The sequence below is a fragment of the Agrobacterium sp. GD03872 genome, from assembly GCF_029840625.1.
GTDB lineage: Bacteria > Pseudomonadota > Alphaproteobacteria > Rhizobiales > Rhizobiaceae > Agrobacterium > Agrobacterium fabrum_A.
Map to the genome: position 1 here is coordinate 76,015 of NZ_JAOCCY010000013.1, position 19,167 is coordinate 95,181.

20 protein-coding genes are annotated in these 19,167 nt (G+C 62.1%); 6 read left to right on the forward strand and 14 right to left on the reverse strand.

Features of this window, described 5'->3' with window-relative positions; all coding sequences use genetic code 11:
• Positions 1-28: 28 nt before the first annotated feature.
• Entirely contained in the window at positions 29-265 is a 237-nt protein-coding gene (locus N5D22_RS21445; RefSeq protein ID WP_279657810.1) for an acyl carrier protein, read from the forward strand.
• A 13-nt stretch (positions 266-278) separates the two neighbouring features.
• Here the strand turns inward: N5D22_RS21445 and N5D22_RS21450 are convergent, their stop codons facing one another.
• From N5D22_RS21450 to N5D22_RS21465, 4 genes are all read right to left on the reverse strand, one after another.
• Complete coding sequence (locus N5D22_RS21450; RefSeq protein WP_279657809.1) at positions 279-2,237, reverse strand: MacB family efflux pump subunit; 1,959 nt, start codon at positions 2,235-2,237, stop codon at positions 279-281.
• A gap of 3 nt (positions 2,238-2,240) precedes the next feature.
• A complete protein-coding gene (locus tag N5D22_RS21455; protein WP_279657808.1) occupies positions 2,241-3,464 on the reverse strand; it encodes an efflux RND transporter periplasmic adaptor subunit in 1,224 nt (407 codons plus the stop codon).
• Positions 3,465-3,486: 22 nt separating this feature from the next.
• Entirely contained in the window at positions 3,487-3,783 is a 297-nt protein-coding gene (locus N5D22_RS21460) for a hypothetical protein (protein ID WP_279657807.1), read from the reverse strand.
• Between the two features lie 127 nt (positions 3,784-3,910).
• Entirely contained in the window at positions 3,911-4,552 is a 642-nt protein-coding gene (locus N5D22_RS21465; RefSeq protein WP_279657806.1) for a hypothetical protein, read from the reverse strand.
• 202 nt (positions 4,553-4,754) lie between these two features.
• On the opposite strand from N5D22_RS21465, the gene N5D22_RS21470 reads away from it, so the two are divergent.
• Positions 4,755-5,486 carry a response regulator transcription factor gene (locus N5D22_RS21470; RefSeq protein ID WP_279657805.1) on the forward strand — a complete coding sequence of 244 codons (732 nt, stop codon included), beginning with the start codon at positions 4,755-4,757 and terminating at the stop codon, positions 5,484-5,486.
• A complete protein-coding gene (locus N5D22_RS21475) occupies positions 5,483-6,745 on the forward strand; it encodes an ATP-binding protein (protein WP_279657804.1) in 1,263 nt (420 codons plus the stop codon). The genes N5D22_RS21470 and N5D22_RS21475 overlap by 4 nt, the downstream gene beginning before the upstream one ends.
• 2 nt (positions 6,746-6,747) lie before the next feature.
• On the opposite strand, the gene N5D22_RS21480 is transcribed toward N5D22_RS21475, so the two are convergent.
• The 9 genes from N5D22_RS21480 to kduI form a co-directional block, all read right to left on the reverse strand.
• Positions 6,748-7,872, reverse strand: coding sequence for a glycoside hydrolase family 88 protein (locus tag N5D22_RS21480; RefSeq protein ID WP_279657803.1), 1,125 nt, complete (start codon positions 7,870-7,872; stop codon positions 6,748-6,750).
• Between the two features lie 156 nt (positions 7,873-8,028).
• Complete coding sequence (locus tag N5D22_RS21485) at positions 8,029-9,309, reverse strand: TRAP transporter large permease (protein ID WP_279657802.1); 1,281 nt, start codon at positions 9,307-9,309, stop codon at positions 8,029-8,031.
• Positions 9,310-9,831 (reverse strand): TRAP transporter small permease, encoded by a 522-nt coding sequence (locus N5D22_RS21490; RefSeq protein WP_279657801.1) that lies wholly within the window; start codon positions 9,829-9,831, stop codon positions 9,310-9,312. It lies immediately after the preceding gene.
• A 69-nt stretch (positions 9,832-9,900) separates the two neighbouring features.
• Positions 9,901-10,878: a TRAP transporter substrate-binding protein gene (locus tag N5D22_RS21495; protein WP_279657800.1), complete on the reverse strand. Its 978-nt coding sequence runs from the start codon at positions 10,876-10,878 to the stop codon at positions 9,901-9,903.
• Positions 10,879-11,018: 140 nt separating this feature from the next.
• The gene (locus N5D22_RS21500; RefSeq protein WP_279657799.1) at positions 11,019-11,897 is read right to left on the reverse strand and encodes an amidohydrolase family protein; all 879 of its coding nucleotides are present in this window, start codon (positions 11,895-11,897) and stop codon (positions 11,019-11,021) included.
• Complete coding sequence (locus N5D22_RS21505) at positions 11,894-13,030, reverse strand: D-galactarolactone cycloisomerase (protein ID WP_279657798.1); 1,137 nt, start codon at positions 13,028-13,030, stop codon at positions 11,894-11,896. Before N5D22_RS21505 ends, N5D22_RS21500 begins: the two co-directional genes overlap by 4 nt.
• A gap of 24 nt (positions 13,031-13,054) precedes the next feature.
• Positions 13,055-13,966, reverse strand: a complete 912-nt coding sequence (kdgD, locus tag N5D22_RS21510) for a 5-dehydro-4-deoxyglucarate dehydratase (protein WP_279657797.1) — start codon at positions 13,964-13,966, stop codon at positions 13,055-13,057.
• A 113-nt stretch (positions 13,967-14,079) separates the two neighbouring features.
• Complete coding sequence (kduD, locus tag N5D22_RS21515; protein WP_279657796.1) at positions 14,080-14,823, reverse strand: 2-dehydro-3-deoxy-D-gluconate 5-dehydrogenase KduD; 744 nt, start codon at positions 14,821-14,823, stop codon at positions 14,080-14,082.
• Positions 14,820-15,644, reverse strand: a complete 825-nt coding sequence (gene kduI, locus N5D22_RS21520) for a 5-dehydro-4-deoxy-D-glucuronate isomerase (protein ID WP_279657795.1) — start codon at positions 15,642-15,644, stop codon at positions 14,820-14,822. Before kduI ends, kduD begins: the two co-directional genes overlap by 4 nt.
• Positions 15,645-15,782: 138 nt before the next feature.
• Here kduI and N5D22_RS21525 point away from each other — a divergent pair, with 138 nt between their 5' ends.
• The 3 genes from N5D22_RS21525 (at position 15,783) to N5D22_RS21535 (ending at position 17,785) form a co-directional block, all read left to right on the forward strand.
• Complete coding sequence (locus N5D22_RS21525; protein ID WP_279657794.1) at positions 15,783-16,580, forward strand: NAD(P)-dependent oxidoreductase; 798 nt, start codon at positions 15,783-15,785, stop codon at positions 16,578-16,580.
• A gap of 107 nt (positions 16,581-16,687) precedes the next feature.
• On the forward strand, positions 16,688-17,425 hold the full coding sequence (locus N5D22_RS21530) for a FadR/GntR family transcriptional regulator (RefSeq protein ID WP_279657793.1): 738 nt from the start codon (positions 16,688-16,690) through the stop codon (positions 17,423-17,425).
• A gap of 42 nt (positions 17,426-17,467) precedes the next feature.
• Positions 17,468-17,785: a cupin domain-containing protein gene (locus N5D22_RS21535; RefSeq protein ID WP_279657792.1), complete on the forward strand. Its 318-nt coding sequence runs from the start codon at positions 17,468-17,470 to the stop codon at positions 17,783-17,785.
• Between the two features lie 8 nt (positions 17,786-17,793).
• Here the strand turns inward: N5D22_RS21535 and N5D22_RS21540 are convergent, their stop codons facing one another.
• On the reverse strand, positions 17,794-19,026 hold the full coding sequence (locus tag N5D22_RS21540) for a Xaa-Pro peptidase family protein (RefSeq protein WP_279657791.1): 1,233 nt from the start codon (positions 19,024-19,026) through the stop codon (positions 17,794-17,796).
• Between the last annotated feature and the right edge of the window lie 141 nt (positions 19,027-19,167).

Consider the following 19,167-nt stretch of genomic DNA (forward strand, 5'->3'; position numbering starts at 1 on the left):
CGGCAGGCAACTTTCGCGGAGTCTCACCATGTCCACCATTGCAGAACGTATCAGAAAAATCATCGTGGACCAGCTTGGCGCAGACCCTGCCACCATCGTGGACGACGCCAGTTTTGCTGACGATCTCGGTGCGGATTCGCTCGAGACCGTTCAGATCGTCATGGAAATCGAAGAGGAATTCGGGGTGGAAATTCCAGATTCCGCCGCAAGCACGATCCTGACCGTTGGCGACGCCATCCGCTTCGTCGAAAAAAACAAGGCGTGACCGGCGGGGGGATTTACCCCGCAGACAAAGCCGCGACGGGATCGAGCTTCGACGCATTGCGCGCCGGCAGATAACCGAAGACAACACCGATCAGCGTCGAGCAGACGAAGGCGGCGATGATCGACGCCGTGGAATAGACCATGGCGAAATTGCTGCTGAAGGCGGAGAAAAGCGCGCCGAAGCCGAGGCTGCCCAGCACGCCCAGCGTGCCGCCGATGATGCAGACCAGCACCGCTTCGATGAGGAACTGCCGCAGAATATCGGTGCGACGTGCGCCCACCGCCATGCGCACGCCGATTTCCGATACACGTTCGGACACCGAAACGAGCATGATGTTCATCACCCCGATGCCGCCGACCAGCAGCGAAATCACCGCAATGGCGGCAATCAGAAGGGTCAGCGTCTGCGTGGTGCTGGTGATGGTCTGGCGAATATCGTCGGTGTTGAGAATGTAGAAATCCCGTGTGCCGTGCCGCTGGGTCAGAAGCGTCGTCACCGCCTGTTCGGCGATTGAGGCATCGACATCGTCGGCCACCTGCACCGTGATGCTGCGCAGCGACAGGCTGCCGAGAAAGCGTGACTGGACAGCGGTATAGGGCAAATAAAGCGACAGGTTCTGGCTTGAGCCAAAACCGCCCTGCTGCGCCTGCGTGACGCCGACGATGCGGGCCGGCACCTTGCCGATGAGAATGACCTGGCCGACGGGATTGCCATCGAAATCCGCAAACAGCGATTTGCGGGTATTTTCGTCGATCACCACTTCCTGCGCCTTCTGCGCGACGCTTCCGCCATCGAAAAAGCGGCCCTGCGACAGCTTGGTGCCCTTGGCGACGAAATAGCGCTCGCTGACGCCGTTCACCAGCGCATTCGCTTCCTTCGCACCGAAACGCACCGTGCTGGAGGTCGAGACCGTCGGCGTCACCGCCGCGACATAGGATTGTTTGGCAAGCGCTTCGGCATCGGAAATGACGAGCGTAGTGATCTTGCCCGACCTTATGTCGCCGAAATCCTTGCCCGCGAAGATTTCCAGCGTGTTGGTGCCAAGACTCGATATGTTCTGCAGCACCCGCTGCTGCGACCCCTGCCCCAGCGCCACGACGCTGATGACCGAGGCAATGCCGATGATGATGCCGAGCATGGTGAGAAAGGTGCGCAGCTTGTGCGCCCGCATCGACAGAAGCGCCATGCGCAACGCCTCGCGCAGGGAGGAAACGAGACCCGCAAGACTGGAAGACCCGCCGGAAACGGCAGCGGGTTTGGCGTCGTCCTGCGGTACGGGCGTTGCATCCGTCCTGCGGTCGGAAATGATCGCGCCGTCGCTGATTTCGATGATCCGCCCGGCGCGTCTGGCAATCGTCATGTCATGGGTGACGATGATGACGGTGCGGCCTTCGGCATGCAGCTCACCGAGGATGCGCAGCACCTCGTCGCCGCTGGCGCTGTCGAGCGCGCCGGTCGGCTCGTCGGCAAGAATGATCTCGGCATCGTTCATCAGGGCGCGGGCGATGGAAACGCGCTGCTGCTGGCCGCCGGAAAGCTGGCCGGGACGGTGATCGAGGCGTTCCGCCATGCCGAGGCGGCCGAGCAGCCTTGCGGCATTGTGCCTGCGGTCGCCCTGCGTCTTGCCGGCATAGATCGCCGGTATCTCGACATTGCCGAGCGCCGTCAGTTCGGCCAGCAGATGGTAACGTTGGAAGATGAAGCCGAGATTTTCACGCCTGAGCGCCGAAAGCGCGTCGGCATCGAGATTGCCCGTTTCCCGGCCCCTGATGCTGTAGCTACCCGATGTCGGGCGGTCGAGGCAGCCGAGAATATTCATCAGCGTCGACTTGCCCGACCCGGACGCGCCGACGATCGCCACCATCTCACCGGCCTCGATGGTGAGGTCGATATTCTTCAGCACGCTGATCGTGCCTTCGCCGGAGGGATAATCCCGCCGCACGGATTTGAGCGAAATCAAAGGTTCAGCCATGGTTCAAAGCCCCATCGGCGGGCCGCCCGGCCCCCGCATGGCGTTTGCGGTGGTGTCGGTGGAACGCTCGCCGGTCACCACCCGCTCGTTTTCGGCAAGGCCGGAACGCACTTCCGCCGTGACCTTGTTGTTCAATCCGATTTCGACCTTGCGCTCGGAAACCCTGCCATCGGCGCCGGCCACACGCACGGCATAGCTGCCATCGCTGTCCATGCTGCCAAGGGCCGCCGAGGGGACGGTCAGCACGTCCTTCGCTTCGCCGAGAACGATATGAACCTCCGCCGTCATGTAGGTGCGCAGCTTGCCGTCCGGGTTCGGCACTTCGAACACGCCATTATAATAGATCGCCTCGGAGGACGACGTGCTGGAAGAGGACGAGCTGGAGGATGAAGAGGTCGAGGAGCTGAAGCTGGAATCGCTGCGCACCGATTCCGGCGCGGGCTCTATCGAGGCGAGCATCGCGTCGTAACGCTGCTGCGGCTCGCCGAGCACCGTGAAATAGACCGGCAGGTCCGGCCTGACCCGCGTCACATCCGCCTCGGAAATTTCCGTGCGCACCGTCATCCGGTCGAGCTGGCCGAGAATGACGATGGTTGGCGCGGACTGCGTGGCGTTGACGGTCTGCCCTTCCTGGCTGACGATCGACAGAACCGTGCCTTCGATGGGCGCGGTGATCTTCGTATAGCCAAGATTGGCCTCGGCCGTTTCCACCGCGACCTGCGCTTCCTCGATCTGGGCGTCGATGGCTTCGATCTGCGCCTCGGTGACGGCAAGGGCTGCGGTGGCGCTTTCGAAATCGGCGCGGGAGGCGGCGTTCTTCGACACCATCTCCTGCTGACGGGCAAGGCTCTGGCGGTTGAGAACCAGCGTCGCCTGCTTCTCCACCCGCTGCGCCTTCATGTTCGCAAGGGCCGCCTGCGCCGTGCGCAGGCTGTTCGTCTGGGTAACGGAATCGATTTCGGCGATCAGATCTCCCGCCTTGACCGTATCGCCGAGCGCCACCTTGACGGCGGTGATGCGGCCGGAGGCCTGCGCGCCGACGGCGACGAGGCGAACGGGTTTCAGCGTTCCCGTCGCCAGCACCGTCTGCTCGATATCGCCGCGCGTCACCGGTGCGGTGATATAGCCGGGTGTGGCCGCCCGCGTATATTGCGAGGACAGCCAGTAGCCGCCCACAGCGAGAGCGACAACCGCCAGCAATGCGCCTGCCTTGCGTGCCGTTTTCATATTGATGTCCTGTCCAGCCGGTTCACTCGAAGGAAGAAACCGGCGTCATCTCGTGTTTCACGAGGATGAAACCCCTGTCCGCTTCGATCCATTCATAGGCAGAGGCGGATTTTCGCGCCGCGGCCTTGCGGCAGGTGCTGCGAAGATGTCTGGAATCCGTCTTTTCGCGCTGATCCTTCGCGCAGGCGGGCTGACGCCGCTGTTCATCCTGCCGGGATTTGGCCGCCGGCTGTTGCACGGGCTTGTCCTTTGCCACGGCCACCGACCAGGCAAAGCTCAAACCAAAAGCCGTTGCCAGCACCAGATAAAAATATCTCATCATCGTCTTCCTGCTTGAAAATCACGCGGGGGATCGCAGGCGTGCGATCCCCCGGCTCCAGCCGTTGCCGGCTGATTTCCTCCTTTACTGGGGGGCAGATTAAAGGAGGAAACTTCGAAAGGTTGCCTCAGCCTCGTTCCGCCTCGGGAACCGGCGGCCTCATATCGCCATGCGGTGGAGCAAAGCCGCCGCGCGCTGCGGGGCCATGACGCGGGCCGGGAGGCGGAGGCGGCATCAGCGCACGCTCGAGTTCGGCAAGCTTCAGCACCTGCTGCGGCGAAAGCTTCGGTTTCAGCGCCGCAACCGCGTCCTGCAGGGCTTTGGCCTTTTCCGCCTTCTGAACGATGATGCCTGCCAGCTCCTCTCCCGCAAGACGCGGCTCGGGCCTGGCTTTGCCTTCACCCGCCACCGGCGGCGGCGGATTGCGCTCCGGACCGGGGGAAACGAGATCGATCAGCGCCGTGGTATAGGCGCGCCATGGACCAAGCTGTTCCGGCGTGACGCCGAGATAGATTTCGGCCGCCGAAAGCTTCGTCGCCAGCCCGAGAACATCCGGGCCGGGCATTCTGCGCATATGCGGCGGCAGCGGCCTTCCATCCGGACCACGATCCGGGCCGATGTCCGGGCCGAGATCGAGATTGGCGGGCGGCGGCGCAGCCTGTTCGGTCGCCTGGGGTGCGGGCGCATTCTCTTCCGCTGCCTGCGCGGCGGCGGAAACGCCGATAATTGCTGTCGCGATGACGGCGGTGGCCAGTAGCGAGTTTCTCATCTTACCTTCCTTCCGTTTTCCAACATGAAGGGACGATAGGGGCATTGCGTTTCCGGCTTTGGTCCGAATGTTTCCGGGCTGCTTCCGCAAACCGCCTATTTGTAACCGAATGTTGCCAGAGCGGTCCCGGAAAGCTTTCGTTGCAAAAATCCGCCGTTTCTTTTCAGCGCTTATGTATAGTGGCATCAAAAGGTTGGACGATATGACGACAGTTTCGGTGACACATATATTGATCGTCGATGACGATCCGGAAATACGCACATTGCTCGCGAAATATCTCGGCTCGCAGGGGTTCCGCGTGTCGATGGCCGCCGACCGACGTGAGTTCGAGGAAAAGATCGTAAGCTCCGATCCCGATCTCATCGTGCTCGACGTGATGCTGCCCGATGGCTCCGGCCTCGATATCTGCCGCGATCTGCAGGGCCGCCGGCCGCGCACGCCGGTCATTCTCCTGACTGCGTTGAAGGAAGATGTCGACCGGATCGTCGGGCTGGAAATCGGCGCCGACGACTATCTCGGCAAACCCTTCAATCCGCGCGAACTGACCGCGCGCATCAAGGCCGTGCTGCGCCGCGCCACACCGCAGGAGGCCCCCCGCCCCTCATCCGCCGCCTATGGTTTTGCGGATTTCACGGCCGATCCGGAACAACGCTCCGTCATCCGCGCCAGCGGTGAAAAGATAGATTTGACGGGAGCGGAATTCGATCTTCTGAAAGTCTTTCTCGACAGGCCCGGACGGCTGCTTTCCCGCGATCAGCTTCTCGATCTCACGCAGGGCAAGGATCGCGGCCCGTTCGACCGCTCCATCGACGTGCTGATGAGCCGGTTGCGAAAGAAGCTGGACGCCGACACGCAAACGCCGATCTTCAAGACCGTGCGCAATGGCGGTTACCAGATGACGGTTCAGGTCAAAACCCTGCCGGTGCAGCGATGAGCTCGCTTAGAAACCGCATCACGGCGCTGATGATCGTCTCCATCATCGCGGTCATCGCGCTTGCGACTGTCGTGGCCGACCGGACATTGCAGCCGCCGCCGCCCGACGCCACCATCGAGCCGCTGGCCCGCAGCCTCGCCTTTGCCGTGACCATGGCCGAGCGTGACCCCTCCCTGCGGCAGCCCGGTTATTTCCAGATCAAACAGAAACCGCCGGAAGGCGACCTCGACGGCATGCTTTCGGAATTTCTGGAAAAGGCGCTGGCCCGTGTCGGAGAGCCGCGCACCGCCATGGTCATCCGCTCGCCGGGAAACCCTGCCCCCATGGCGGCTATCGCGCTGGAAAAAGGCGGCTGGCTGGTCGCGGAAATTCCGCATATGGGTCCGCCGCCGGGCGGCTGGAAGATTTTCGGCATGTGGATCGGGCTGATCATTCTCGGCAGCGCCGCCGTTTCCATCTTTGCCGCCAGCAAGATCACCCGCCCGCTCGACATGCTGGAAAATGCCGCCGCCAGCATCGGGCCTGACGGTTCGCTGCCGCACCTGCCGGAAACCGGACCGGGCGAAATCCGCGCCACGGCGCGGGCGCTGAACGAACTCGCCACCCGCCTGAAGGCGGCGATGGAAAGCCGCATGCGCCTGGTCGCCGCCGCCGGCCACGATCTCAGAACCCCGATGACCCGCATGCGGCTGAGGGCGGAATTCATCGAAAACGACGAGGAACGGGCCAAGTGGCTTGTTGACCTCGAGGAGCTGGACGCCATTGCCGACAGCGCCATTCTTCTGGTGCGGGAAGAGGTCAGCCAGGACAGCGTCAAGACGATCGACATCGGCACGCTTCTCAGCGAAATCGTCAGTGATATCTCCGATCTCGGTCATGCCGGCGCGCTCGACTTCATCGAGCCGGAAGCCGCCATGACCATCAAGGCGGCCCCGCTGGCGCTGAAGAGAGCCTTGCGCAACCTCATCCTGAACGCCGTCACCCATGGCAAGAAGGCGCATATCGATCTGACCGGAGACGAGAGCGAAATCGTCGTGACCATCAGGGATGAAGGCCCCGGCATTCCGCAGGAACTGATCGGACGGGTTTTCGAACCCTTCTTCCGGGTGGATCTCGCGCGGCGCAAATCAATCCCCGGCGTGGGGTTGGGTCTTGCCATCGCCAGGGAAATCATCGAGCGCTTCGGCGGCACGATCACCATTGCCAACCACAAGAAACAGGGCCTGATCCAGACCGTGATCTTCGCAAGGGCGGCGTGACGTCACGCCACTGAAACAGCCTGCGCCTGCGGCTTGGCCAGAAGCAGGCTTTCGGCATGGGCCATCATCAGCGGCCCGACGCCCTTGGCATCGTCGGACACCACCGGCTCGGTCAGATAATATTCCGGTGTTCCATCGCGATAATTGCCCTCAAAGCCGCCAAGGCCGGCGACATGCACGATGCCTGTGAGGCGCATCACGCCCTTTTCATCGGCTTTCAGCCGCGTTTCAAGAAGCGCCTCAAGCGCGCGGCGACCCGCCGAAAGGGCGGCATTCGCCTCTTCGCCCTGCACGAGCTTCAGTCGCACTGCATGCAGCAAGGCGTAGGCAAACATGGCGGAGGCGGATGTTTCCTCGTAATTACTCGCAAGGCCCGGATTGTCGAGAACCTGCATCCAGAGCCCCGTCTCGGTCTGCCGCGCGATGATGCCGGCCAGAAGCGACTGCGTCTTGTTGCGAAGCCCCGCCGTCGCGCCGTCCTTCGGCAGTATGGCGAGCGCATCCACCAGCGCCATGGCAAGCCAGCCCACCGCGCGCGCCCATATGGCGGGAGACCTACCGCTTTGAGGATCGGCCCAGCGCTGGCTACGGCTGTCGTCGTAACCATGGACATAGAGCCCGCCGGCATCGTCCGTGAGCGCAAGCGCGGTTGAGAATTGCCGAAGCGCATCGTCGATCAGCCCGGCGTGACCCGTCGCCTGCGCATATTCGATCTGGAAAGGCAGCCCCATATAAAGCCCGTCCAGCCAGACCTGATGCGGATAACGTTTCTTGTGCCAATAATTGCCCGCAGCGATGCGCGGATGGGTGGCGAGCTGCCCTGCCAGATGTTGCGCGGCGGCGAGATAACGTCGGTCGCCGGTTTCCACCGCCAGGGGAAAGAGGATACGGCCGGCAAGGATGTGGTCGATATTATATTCCTGCGGATCGTAACCGGCGAGCGTTCCATCCGCCGCTATCTGGGCATCGGCCAGCCGGTGGAGATAATCGTTCCAGCGTCCATCGCCCGTGGCCTGAAACAGAAGCTGCAGACCCCGATAGACACAACCATCCTCGTAACACCAGCTACCGCCCTTGTAATGCCTATAGCGGCTGGAGAATTGATGAAAATAATCAGTGGCTTGCATTGGCTTTCTCAATAGTTTTCGACCGGATGGAAGGCGATGCTCCCAGCCGGTCGATGATGCGGACGGCGTGTGAAACTGGATTGGCCGGAAGAGACCCGGTTTTCACGCCAAGGCCCCGCCAAACGGCGAGGCCCGTCTTCGATGCCCCTGTCGCGCTCACCGGAACAGTGACGGCAGCCAGAGTGAAAGCGACGGGATATAGGTGACGGCGAGCAGCACGGCGACGCTGGCGCCGAAGAATGGCCAGATCGTTCGCATCGCTTCCCGTATCGTTATGCCACCGACCGCGCAGCCGACAAAAAGCACCGTTCCGACTGGCGGCGTGTTGAGCCCGATACCGGCATTGAGGATCATCACGACGCCGAAATGCACGGGGTCGATGCCGAAGGCCTTCACGACAGGCAGAAGCACCGGCGTGGAGATGATGACCATCGGCGCCATGTCCATGAAGGTGCCGAGCAGCAGCAGGATGATGTTGATGACCAGCAGCACGATGATCGGATTGTCCGAATTCGCGCTGATCGCGGCAATCATCAGCGTCTGCACCTGCAGGAAAGCCATCAGCCAGCCGAAGGACGCCGCCGTGCCGATGACCAGCAGAACCATGGCCGTTGTCCGCACAGCACCCATTACCGCTTCCACGAAACCGCTCCAGTCGAGTTCGCGATAGACCAGCATGGCGACGAGGAAGGCGTAGAGAACGGCAATGCAGGAGCTTTCCGTCGCCGTGAAGACGCCTGAACGCACGCCGCCGAAGATGATGCCGATCAGCAGTATGCCGGGGAACGAGGCCAACAGATAATACATCAGCTTCGAGAAGCCGGGGAACGGCTCGGATGGATAACCCTTGCGCCGGGCGACGATATAGGCCGTCACCATCAGCGCGCCGGCCAGCAGCAGGCCGGGAATGATGCCGGCGGTGAAGAGATCGGCCACCGAGACATTGCCGCCCGCCGCAATCGAATAAAGGATCATGTTATGCGACGGCGGGATCATCAGCGCGATGATGGCGGCATTGACCGTGACATTGACGGCATAGTCCCTGTCGTAACCGCGCTTGGCCATTTGCGGGATCATCAGCCCGCCGACGGCTGACGCATCGGCCACGGCCGAACCGGAAATACCGCCGAACAGCGTCGAGGCCACGATATTGACCTGTCCGAGACCGCCGCGCAGATGGCCTACGAGACCGGCCGCGAAGCGGATGAGGCGATGGGCGATGCCGCCGCGCACCATCAGGTCGCCGGCAAAGATGAAGAACGGTATCGCCATCATCGCAAACACGTTCATGCCGGAATTCATCTGCTGGAACACCACGATCGGCGGCAGGCCGAGATAGAGAACCGTGGCGAAAGAGGCAATGCCGAGGCAGAAGGCTATCGGCGTGCCGATCAGCATCAGCAGGGTGAAGACCCCGAAGAGAATGGTGTAAGCCATTTACGCCGCCTCCTGCACGATCACATCGGCCGCGATCTCCTCGCCGATGGCGAGATCGACGAAACGTTCAGCCGCAAACAGCGCGATGAGGAAACCGCCGCCGATCAGCGGGAAGAAATCCGTGCCGCCGGGCCAGCCGAGAACCGGGATCGTCGCCGTCCAGGTGCCCATGGAAAGCGAGGTGCCATACCAGGCCATGCCGGCCCCGAAGAAGAAGATCAGCGCAAGGCTGGTCATGTCCATTGCCTTCTGTATGCGTGGCGGCATCATGTAGCGCAGGATATCGAGCCCCAGATGCACGCTCTCGCGCACGCCGACAGCCGCCCCCAGCATGATGAACCATGACATGAGATGCAGCGACAGCGGCTCCGACCAGCTGGGGGAATCATTCAGGATGTAACGGGCGAAGACCTGCCAGCCGACGATAAGCGTCATGGCGACCATGCCGATGCCGGCGATATAAAGCGAGGCCTGGCTGAGCCCGCCGAGAAAAGGGCGGATCGCCCGCATGAAATTTCGCATTGCCTGTTCCTCCGCGTCAACGGCGACAAAAGAAAACCGGCCCCGTTCCCAGGGCCGGTTTTCCGCGCATTACTTGACCGCTTTCACCCGTTCCAGAAGGTCCTTCATCTTCGGGTCGGTGACGAACTTGTCGTAGACCGGACCCATCGCGGCAGCGAATTCCTCCTTGTTGACCTTGATGACATTAACGCCGGCCGCGCGGACCTTGTCTTCCGACGCCTTTTCGCGGGCGCTCCAGAGTTCCCGCATCTTGCCGACGGAATCCTTGGCCGCCTGACGCAGCAGCTTCTGGTCCTCCGGCGAGAGCTTGTCATAGGAAATCTTGGAAATGACGAGGATTTCCGGGTTCAGCGAATGTTCCGTCAGCGAGTAATTCTTCGCGACTTCGTAGTGCCGGGCGGATTCGTAAGACGGCCAGTTGTTTTCCGCACCGTCGACGACACCGGTTTCAAGCGAGGAGTAAACTTCGCCCATCGGCATCGGCGTCGGGTTGGCGCCGAAAGCCTGCATCATCGAAATCCACAGATCCGACTGCTGCACGCGGATTTTCAGACCCTTCAGGTCCGCCAGTTTCTCGATGGGCTTTTTGGTGGTGTAGAAGGAGCGCGCGCCGGAATCGTAAAAGGCAAGGCCGATAAGGCCGTGCGGTTCGAAAGCGGCCAGAACCTCATCGCCGATAGGCCCGTCAACCGTGTTGTGCATGTGCTCCGTCGAGCGGAACAGGAAAGGCAGGCCGAGAACGGTGGTTTCCTTGACCAGATTGTTGAAAGGCGCGGCATTGACACGATTCATGTCGATGACGCCGAAGCGGGTCTGTTCGATGGTGTCCTTCTCGCCGCCGAGAACGGAATTGTTCATGACCTGGATCTTGATGCGGCCATTGGTGCGCTCTGCCAGCAGCTCGCCCATATATTTCACGGCCTCGACCGTCGGATAACCGTCCGGGTGAATATCCGCCGAACGCAGGGTGATTTCCTGCGCCTGGGCGGACACGCCAGCGAGCGCCATCCCCATCGCGACGCACATCATGCTTGCAATCTTCTTCATGCTTTCCTCCTCCATTGTTGAAACGGCCCAGCCCCTCCAAGGCTATCGGACCGGTTTTTCACGCCCATCCGGGCCGGCATGCAAAGACCTTTCACCTGAAAGGATGATGGGGACCTCCCTTCCCCGACATCCGGATTAGATTACGCCGCCGCGAATGGTGGCAGCTTGAACAGGGCCTCCGGGTTCTCCACCAGCACCCGGCGGCGGGCCGCCTCATCCGGCAGCCAGCCGAGCGTGAGTTCCGCAAGGCGGGCATCGTCGGGATAGGCGGCCGTTTCTCGGATGGAATTATGCGGCCAGTTGGTGCCCCAGACGACGCGCTCCGGCGCATGGGCGGCGACCACCCGCGAAAAGGCGGCGACGTCCTCATAGGGCCAGCTCTCACGCGAACTTTCGTAGACGCCGGCGAACTTGAACCAGAGATTGCCGCGATCGATAAGCTTCAGAAGCGCCGCCATTTCCGGGCCATTCGTATCGATGCCCCTGAAAAACTTGCCGTGGTGATCGAACACCCAGCGCGAACGGATTTTCTGAAGGCGCGGCAGATGGTCGAGAATCCCATTGCCGTCGAACTGCACCGCCACCATCCAGTCGGCGGCATAGGCCCTTTCATCCACTGCTTCCAGTTCGGAAAGGTTCACGGCGCCGCCCGGCAAATCCATGATACGCACACCGACGACGCCGGCGCCGGCAAGCTTTTCCATGTCTTTTTCGGTCGTGCCCGCATCGATGATAACCACCGCGCGCGCCGCCTCGCCCATTTCAGCCACGCAGGCGAGCGTGTTGCCATTGTCACGCTGATGGGCATTGCCCTGCGTGATGATGACCCGGTCGATGCCGAGCCATCGCATGAGCCTGCGATAGTCATCGGGCCCCGGCAGAGCGCCCGGCGGCAGCCCCGGTCCGCCCGGCAGGGCAGGAAAACCGGGCAGATACAGATGCATCTGCGTGTCGACGGCGCCCTTCGGGAAAGCGGGATTAGGCGCTGCGCCGCTCAGTTTTCTGACAAGTTCGCTCATGGGTCTGGCATCCTGAATTCTGTGAGCGCTTCGCGATTGATCTCGATGCCGAGACCCGGGCCGTCCGGAATGGCGACAACGCCGTTCACCGCCTCGATCGGCTCGTTCAGCACGGCCTGCCGGAACGGATTATACGTGCGGTCGAATTCCATGATCGGTTCGACGGGATTGACGCGCACCGGATCGGGCGTCATCGCCGCCATGAATTGCAGGGCGGCGGCGATCTGCACGCCGGTGCCCCAGACATGCGGCACGATGCGCACGCCGTGCAGCGTGGCGAGCGCGGCGATCTTCTGCGTTTCGGAAAAACCGCCGCAGCCGCAGAGATCGGGCTGGAGAATGTCCACCGCACCGGCGGAAAGCGCCTGCCACATGCCATAGCGCCCGTGCCAGGTTTCGCCGCCTGCAACCGGGATCGGCTGGCCCTCTCGCACACGCTTGTAGGCATCGAGCTGTTCGGGAACCACCGGCTCCTCAAACCAGTCGATGCCATAATCCGCGGCGCGGTTGCCGAGCGCAATGGCTTCGGTAACGGTATAACCGTGATTGGCGTCGATCATCAGCCGCATATCCGGCCCGATCGCCTCGCGCACCGCGGCGATGACCCGCAGGTCCTCCTCGATCCCGAAACCGATCTTGATCTTGCAGGCGTGAAAGCCTTCCGCCCGGCGCTCCGCCATCTCGGAGGCATTGTCGGAAACACGGTCGACGCCATCCCGCTTGAAGCTGCCGGTGGCATAGGCGCGCACGCTTTCGCGCCAGCGCCCGCCAAGCAGCATCGAGATGGAAGCCCCGTAATGTTTACCCTTGATGTCCCACAGCGCGATATCGATGCCGGAAAGGGCCGTGAGGCTGAGGCCGCGCTGGCCCTGATCGCGCAGGGCATTATAAAGCACGGCCCAGATCTTCTCCGTCTCGCGCGGGTCCTGGCCGATAAGCCAGCCGGAATAGGCCCGAACCACGGCGGCGTTCGGCCGCGCGGGGCCGAGGCATTCGCCCCAGCCGACGGTTCCGTCATCGCATTCGATTTCCACCAGAATATGGGCGCGCCGATCAAAGCGCATGGATGCGCTTTCAAACGGCGTATCCAGGCAATGTTCGAGCAGATGCGTTCGCACCGCCGTGATTTTCATCGCTCCCCTCCCGTTCTGTTTCGATCAGGCCTTGCGCTTATGTGTGCCGATCAGGGCATCGAGCATTCCGATTTCCTCATTGGTCAGATCCTTCAGCGGCGCACGCACCGGACCGGCGTTGAAGCCCTGCAGGCGGACGCCGGCCTTGATGGCGGAGACGGCGTAACCCTTGGCGCGGTTGCGGATCGCCATGAACGGATAGAAGAACTCCGTCAGGATACGTTCGCAGGTGGCGCGCTCGCCAGCGCGCAGCGCCGCGTAGAACTCATTGGCAAGACCCGGCACGAAGTTGAAGACAGCAGAGGAATAGGTGGTGAAACCGGCGCCGAGATAGGCTTCGGCAAACAGCTCCGCCGTCGGCATGCCGCCGAGATACATCAGGCGATCACCCATCTTGGCGGTGATCTGGCGCACGAGGCCGATATCGCCGGTACCGTCCTTGAAGCCGACGAGGTTCGGGCATTCGTCGCAGAGACGCGCCAGCGTATCGGCCTGCAGCACGGAATTGTCGCGGTTATAAACCATGACGCCGATGCCGACCGACTGGCACACCTTCTTGATATGGGCGTAAAGGCCTTCCTGCGGCGCATCGATGAGGTAATGCGGCAGGAGCAGGATACCATCGGCACCGACCTTCTCCACCGAACGGGCGATATCGACGGCGACCTCGGTGCCATAACCGCAGCCGGAAACGATGGCCGTTTCGCCGGCCACGTCCTTGGCGGCGGAAACGATGGTGGGGATTTCATCCGGCTTGAGCGAGAAGAATTCGCCCGTACCGCCGGCGGCAAACAGCACCGGCGCCTTGTAACCGGCAAGCCACTCGACATGCGCCCTGTAGCTATCGGCGGCGAAACGGCCCTCGGAATCGAAATGGGTGACCGGGAAGGACAACAGGCCGGAGCCAAGCGCCGTCTTGATTTGTTCAGGGTTCATATTCGGTATTCCTCTGCAAGTTCATGGACTGAACGCCACCTAAACCGCTTGCCGTATATTTGTCAACAAGTCATCATACAAGTTATATGATGAATTTTAGAAGCTGGCGCAGGTCAGCGCGCCAGCCAGCCGCCATCAACATTAAGTATGGCGCCATGCACGTAATCCGCCGCTGGCGACGCCAGAAAAACGGCCGCCCCGGCGATATCGTCGGAATGGCCCCATCGCCCTGCCGGAATACGCTCGAGAATGGCCTTGTTGCGAGCAGCATCCGCACGCAACGCCTCGGTATTGTTGGTTTCGATATAACCGGGCGCGATGGCGTTCACATTGATGCCCTTCGCCGCCCACTCATTCGCCAGGAGCTTGGTGAGACCGGCCACGCCATGTTTCGCCGCCGTATAGGACGGCACACGAATGCCGCCCTGAAACGACAGCAGCGAGGCGATATTGACCACCTTGCCGGGGCGGCCTTTCGCCAGCAACTCCTTTGCGAAGGCCTGGGTGGTGAAAAACAGCGCCTTCAGATTGACGTCCATCACCTCATCCCAGTCGAGTTCGGAAAATTCGACGGAATCGGCGCGGCGGATAATGCCGGCATTGTTGACGAGAATATCGAAACCGGCATCGCTAAAGCTGTCCCTGGCGGCGAGCGGATCGGCAAAATCGATCGACAGGGCGCTGGCCTTGCCGCCGTCCCTGGCGATCATGTCAAGCGTTTCATCCGGTGCACGGCGGGCGGCGCAGATCACTTCCGCACCGGCGGCGGCGAGCCCCACCGCAATCGCCTGGCCGAGACCCGTATTCGCGCCCGTCACCAGCGCCTTGCTCCCCACAAGCGAGAAGGGATTCTTCATTTCATATCCCCCGGCTGGATGAAGTCCATGTCGGTATAATCGACATTGTCGCCCGCCATCGCCCAGATGAAGGTGTAAGAACCGATACCGGCGCCCGAATGGATCGACCAGGGCGGCGAAATCGCCCCCTCTTCGTTGGAAATGAACAGGTGGCGGGTCTCCTGCGGCTCACCCATCAGATGCAGAACGCGCGACTTTTCATCCATGCCGAAATAGAGATAGGCTTCCATGCGGCGATCATGAATGTGGGAAGGAATGGTGTTCCAGACGGAACCGTCCTCCAGCGTCGTATACCCTAGCACCAGCTGGCAGCTTTCCATGACAAGCGGATGGATGAACTGGTTGATGGTACGCTTGTTGGAGGTCTCGGTCGCGCCGAGCTTGACCTCCTTGCTGCTCCCCAGAGTAACGAGCCTTGCCGGCAGGCTGCGATGCGCCGGGCAGGAGGTGATGTAGAATCGTCCAGCCCCGCCAAAGGTCACCGCACCGCTGCCTGCACCGAGATAAAGCACGTCGCCGCGATTGAGCGTATAGGTCTCGCCGCCGGCGCTGACCGTGCCGGCCTCACCGATATTAACGATGCCCATTTCGCGCCGGTCGAGGAAAGACGGCGTTTTCGTCTCCTCCACCTTGTCCAGCGTCAGCGGCGCGCCATTTGGCACCGCACCGCCCATGACGAAGCGGTCGTAGTGGGTGTAGATCAGCCTGATTTCACCGGAGCGGAACATGTCGTTCGCGAGGAAATGCCGGCGCAGCCCTTCGGTATCCAGCGTCTTTGCATAGTCCGGATTTACGGCCTGCCTCGTTTCGACGGTCAACATCAAACTCATCCCTCATGATTATTGCGTATGGCACATAATATATGTTATCCGCTTTTTGTACGATATGTATGACAAGGTCAAGAGGTGACGATGCTTCTGACCACAGCACAGATGCAGAAGCGGCGTGGGAGAACGGCAATGAAACGGCTTCTTGTTACCGGTGCGGCGGGCCAGCTTGGTCGCGTGATGCGCAAGCGTCTCGCACCGATGGCCCAGAGCCTGCGCCTTGCCGATCTCTCGCCGCTCGATCCGGCAGGGCCGAACGAGGAATGTGTGCAATGCGACCTTGCCGACGCGGCCGCCGTCAACGCCATGGTTGCCGGTTGCGACGGGATCGTGCATCTCGGCGGCATTTCGGTGGAGCGGCCCTTCGAGCAGATTTTGCAGGGCAATATCATCGGGCTTTATAATCTCTACGAGGCCGCCCGCGCCCATGGCCAGCCACGCATCGTTTTCGCCAGTTCCAACCATACGATCGGTTATTATCCCCAGACCGAGCGGCTCGGCCCCGACGTTCCCTTCCGTCCGGACGGGCTTTATGGCGTGTCCAAATGTTTCGGCGAAAACCTTGCGCGTATGTATTTCGAGAAATTCGGTCAGGAGACGGCGCTGGTGCGCATCGGCTCCTGCACGCCGGAACCCATCAATCACCGCATGTTGTCGACCTGGCTCTCGCAGGACGATTTCGTGTCGCTGATCGAAGCGGTATTTCGCGCGCCGGTGCTGGGTTGCCCGGTTGTCTGGGGCGCATCGGCCAACGATGCCGGCTGGTGGGACAATTCGCATCTCGGTTATCTCGGATGGAGGCCGAAGGACAATGCCGAGGCTTTCCGGGAACACATCGTCCGGACAGTACCAAGACCGGAGCCGAACGACGCGGTCGTCCGCTTTCAGGGCGGCGTGTTCGTGGAAAATCCGATCTTCACGGAGACATAAGATGCCGTACGGAGCTTCCCGTGTCAGCGGCGGGATTGCAAGCCGGGCGGCGAATGACGTATCGAGGAACGGTGCACCCAACCGACATTTTTAGAACGGCGACCAAGATGACAAAAGCGACGACCTCCGAACCGACGGCTCCACAGGGCAGAACCCTTGTGGTGAAGGTTTCGGAGGAACTCCGCAGCCAGATCGCCAAGGGCCGCTACAAGACGGGCGACCGCCTGCCCTCCGAGGCGCAGATGACACAGGAATTCGGCGTGAGCCGCACCGTGGTGCGCGAGGCCATCGCCTCGCTGCGCTCCGACGGCCTGGTCGAGCCGCGGCAGGGCGCCGGTGTCTTCGTGCTCGAACCCGCGCCGGTGGAACGGCGTCCCTTCCACAATGTCGACCTCGCGCGGGTTTCCTCGCTGATCGAGATGCTGGAACTGCGCACCGCCGTGGAAGGTGATGCCGCCGGGCTTGCCGCCATTCGCCGTTCGCCGGCGCAGGAAGAAAAGATCATCGAGGCCTTCGATGCCTTCCGCGCCAGCGCCGCCAGGGGCATTCCGACGGCCGGGGCCGATTTCGCCTTTCATATCGCCGTTGCCGAGGCGACCAATAATCCCCGCTTCAGCGAGTTTCTGCAGGTGCTTGGCCCCACCGTCATTCCGCGCCGCGCCGTGGCTGAAAACGGCGCGGAAACCGTGCTTTCATCCGCCGATCTCGCCCGTCTCGTGGGCGAGCATGAGGCCATCCTGATCGCGATACAGGACGGCGACGAGGAGGCGGCGCGAAGCGCCATGCGCACCCATCTGAAAAACAGCCAGACGCGGTATCGCGCCATGCTGCGCGCGCCGCGCTGATATCAACCGCCTGGACCGCATTGCCTGACTGAGGAGAACCACATGCAGCAGCTTCCGACATTCCCCACCGTTTCGCCCGACGACGGCGTCGAACGCACCGTGCTTTCCGAAGCGCCGGAACTGATGGTCGTGTCCTTCCGCTTCAAGACCGGCGCCGAAGGCAAGTTGCACAGCCACCCGCATGTGCAATCCACCTATGTCGCCAGCGGCAGCTTCCGCTTTTACCGCGACGGTGACGCCTACGATCTTCAGAAAGGCGACAGCCTCATCGTTCCCGGCCATGTCGAGCATGGCTGCCTGTGTCTGGAAGAGGGCGAGCTGATCGACTGCTTCACCCCGCGCCGTGACGATTTCCTCTGATCCGGCGCTCAGTTCGCGGATAAATCCCGCAGGGTGCGCGGCAGGCTGTTCATGCACTCTGTCCCTGCCGAGGTGACGAGGAACTGGTCCTCGATCATCAGCGCCCCCAGCCCTTCGCCATAAAACGGCGCTTCGAGCGCCACGACCATGCCGGGCAGAATGATTTCCGGATTGTCATTGGAAAAGAACGGCCATTCCTCGATGCCGACGCCGCCGCCGACGGAATGGCCGAAATGGCCGCGATAATATTCACTGAAACCTTGGCCGCGCATCGAAGCCAGCATGGCGGCGTGCACAGCACCGAATGTATTGCCCGGACGAAGCGCTTCCAGCCCACGGGCGAAGGCCGCTTCCAGTGCCTTGAAGATATCGGACGCCAGCGGTGAAACCGGTCCCCACGAGAAGGTTCTCGCACCGTCCGATGAATAGCCGTCGACCAGCGTGCCAACATCGGCCTTGATAAGTGCGCCCGGCGTGACAACCGCCGCCATATCCGACAAAGCGGGCCCGACGGAGATGTAGTCCCAATGGCCGCTCAGCGAAAACCCGGATTTCGCGGCATGGGCCTGTGCGCCGGCCTTCCAGGCGGCGGAAAGCCCGCCGAGCGCCGCGCCAGGCCTGACGGCAGCGGCCATCGCGACCAGCCCGGCCTCAGCCACCGCTGCCGCACGCCTCAGAAGCTCGATCTCACGCTCGGACTTCACGGCGCGCAGGCGGCGCAGCACGGGCGATCCGTCAACCCAGTCGACATCGGGCAGCGCCTGACGCAGCGCCAGAAAATCGGCGGCGGGCATGAATTCGAGGTCAACGCCAATACGCGCCGCCGACAGCCCACGCTCCCGCAGCAAATCGGTCAGCAGGCCGAAACAGGCGGCGCGATCGAACGTCTCCGGCCTCGTGCCACCGGAATTGTCGCGGCGATAGGCATCGTCCACCTGCGCGATGGTTTCGGCGCCCGACAGATCGACCATATCGATCCAGATGCGATGGCAGCGCAGATCGACATCAGGCGCGGCCCTCCTGACAAGCGGGGCGGCATGATCGCTGACGACAGCGGCAAGCCGCGCCCCGGCATCGGCCGGCACCAGCGCAATTGCCGAACCCGCCCTGCCCCACATGGTCGCGACACCGGCATGGGCGCCGACGGCATAACGGAAGGCTTCGGGCTGGAAAAGCACCAGCGCATCGATGCTCGCTTCCCGCATCAGCTGCTGGGCACGGATTCGGTCGATATCGCTCATGGGAACCCCGGTGATTGTTTGGCTGCAATGCCAGGCCGCACGGTTTATGAACTTACGCTTTAGCAGTCGCCATGAGAGGAATGAAGGTAGAAGATGACATCTCCACCCCGAAAGATCGCCAGTTGGAGCGAGCGGTTACCG

Excerpts from the sequence above, each read along its gene's own strand:
- N5D22_RS21445 (WP_279657810.1), top strand. The coding sequence starts at position 29 with ATGTCCACCATTGCAGAACGTATCAGAAAAATCATCGTGGACCAGCTT.
- N5D22_RS21475 (WP_279657804.1), top strand. The coding sequence starts at position 5,483 with ATGAGCTCGCTTAGAAACCGCATCACGGCGCTGATGATCGTCTCCATC.
- N5D22_RS21540 (WP_279657791.1), bottom strand. The coding sequence starts at position 19,026 with ATGAGCGATATCGACCGAATCCGTGCCCAGCAGCTGATGCGGGAAGCG.
- kduI (WP_279657795.1), bottom strand. The coding sequence starts at position 15,644 with ATGTTGACCGTCGAAACGAGGCAGGCCGTAAATCCGGACTATGCAAAG.
- N5D22_RS21480 (WP_279657803.1), bottom strand. The coding sequence starts at position 7,872 with ATGCAAGCCACTGATTATTTTCATCAATTCTCCAGCCGCTATAGGCAT.
- N5D22_RS21530 (WP_279657793.1), top strand. The coding sequence starts at position 16,688 with ATGACAAAAGCGACGACCTCCGAACCGACGGCTCCACAGGGCAGAACC.
- N5D22_RS21500 (WP_279657799.1), bottom strand. The coding sequence starts at position 11,897 with ATGAGCGAACTTGTCAGAAAACTGAGCGGCGCAGCGCCTAATCCCGCT.
- N5D22_RS21470 (WP_279657805.1), top strand. The coding sequence starts at position 4,755 with ATGACGACAGTTTCGGTGACACATATATTGATCGTCGATGACGATCCG.
- N5D22_RS21485 (WP_279657802.1), bottom strand. The coding sequence starts at position 9,309 with ATGGCTTACACCATTCTCTTCGGGGTCTTCACCCTGCTGATGCTGATC.
- N5D22_RS21450 (WP_279657809.1), bottom strand. The coding sequence starts at position 2,237 with ATGGCTGAACCTTTGATTTCGCTCAAATCCGTGCGGCGGGATTATCCC.
- N5D22_RS21495 (WP_279657800.1), bottom strand. The coding sequence starts at position 10,878 with ATGAAGAAGATTGCAAGCATGATGTGCGTCGCGATGGGGATGGCGCTC.
- kduD (WP_279657796.1), bottom strand. The coding sequence starts at position 14,823 with ATGAAGAATCCCTTCTCGCTTGTGGGGAGCAAGGCGCTGGTGACGGGC.
- N5D22_RS21505 (WP_279657798.1), bottom strand. The coding sequence starts at position 13,030 with ATGAAAATCACGGCGGTGCGAACGCATCTGCTCGAACATTGCCTGGAT.
- N5D22_RS21525 (WP_279657794.1), top strand. The coding sequence starts at position 15,783 with ATGAAACGGCTTCTTGTTACCGGTGCGGCGGGCCAGCTTGGTCGCGTG.
- kdgD (WP_279657797.1), bottom strand. The coding sequence starts at position 13,966 with ATGAACCCTGAACAAATCAAGACGGCGCTTGGCTCCGGCCTGTTGTCC.
- N5D22_RS21535 (WP_279657792.1), top strand. The coding sequence starts at position 17,468 with ATGCAGCAGCTTCCGACATTCCCCACCGTTTCGCCCGACGACGGCGTC.
- N5D22_RS21490 (WP_279657801.1), bottom strand. The coding sequence starts at position 9,831 with ATGCGAAATTTCATGCGGGCGATCCGCCCTTTTCTCGGCGGGCTCAGC.
- N5D22_RS21465 (WP_279657806.1), bottom strand. The coding sequence starts at position 4,552 with ATGAGAAACTCGCTACTGGCCACCGCCGTCATCGCGACAGCAATTATC.
- N5D22_RS21455 (WP_279657808.1), bottom strand. The coding sequence starts at position 3,464 with ATGAAAACGGCACGCAAGGCAGGCGCATTGCTGGCGGTTGTCGCTCTC.
- N5D22_RS21460 (WP_279657807.1), bottom strand. The coding sequence starts at position 3,783 with ATGAGATATTTTTATCTGGTGCTGGCAACGGCTTTTGGTTTGAGCTTT.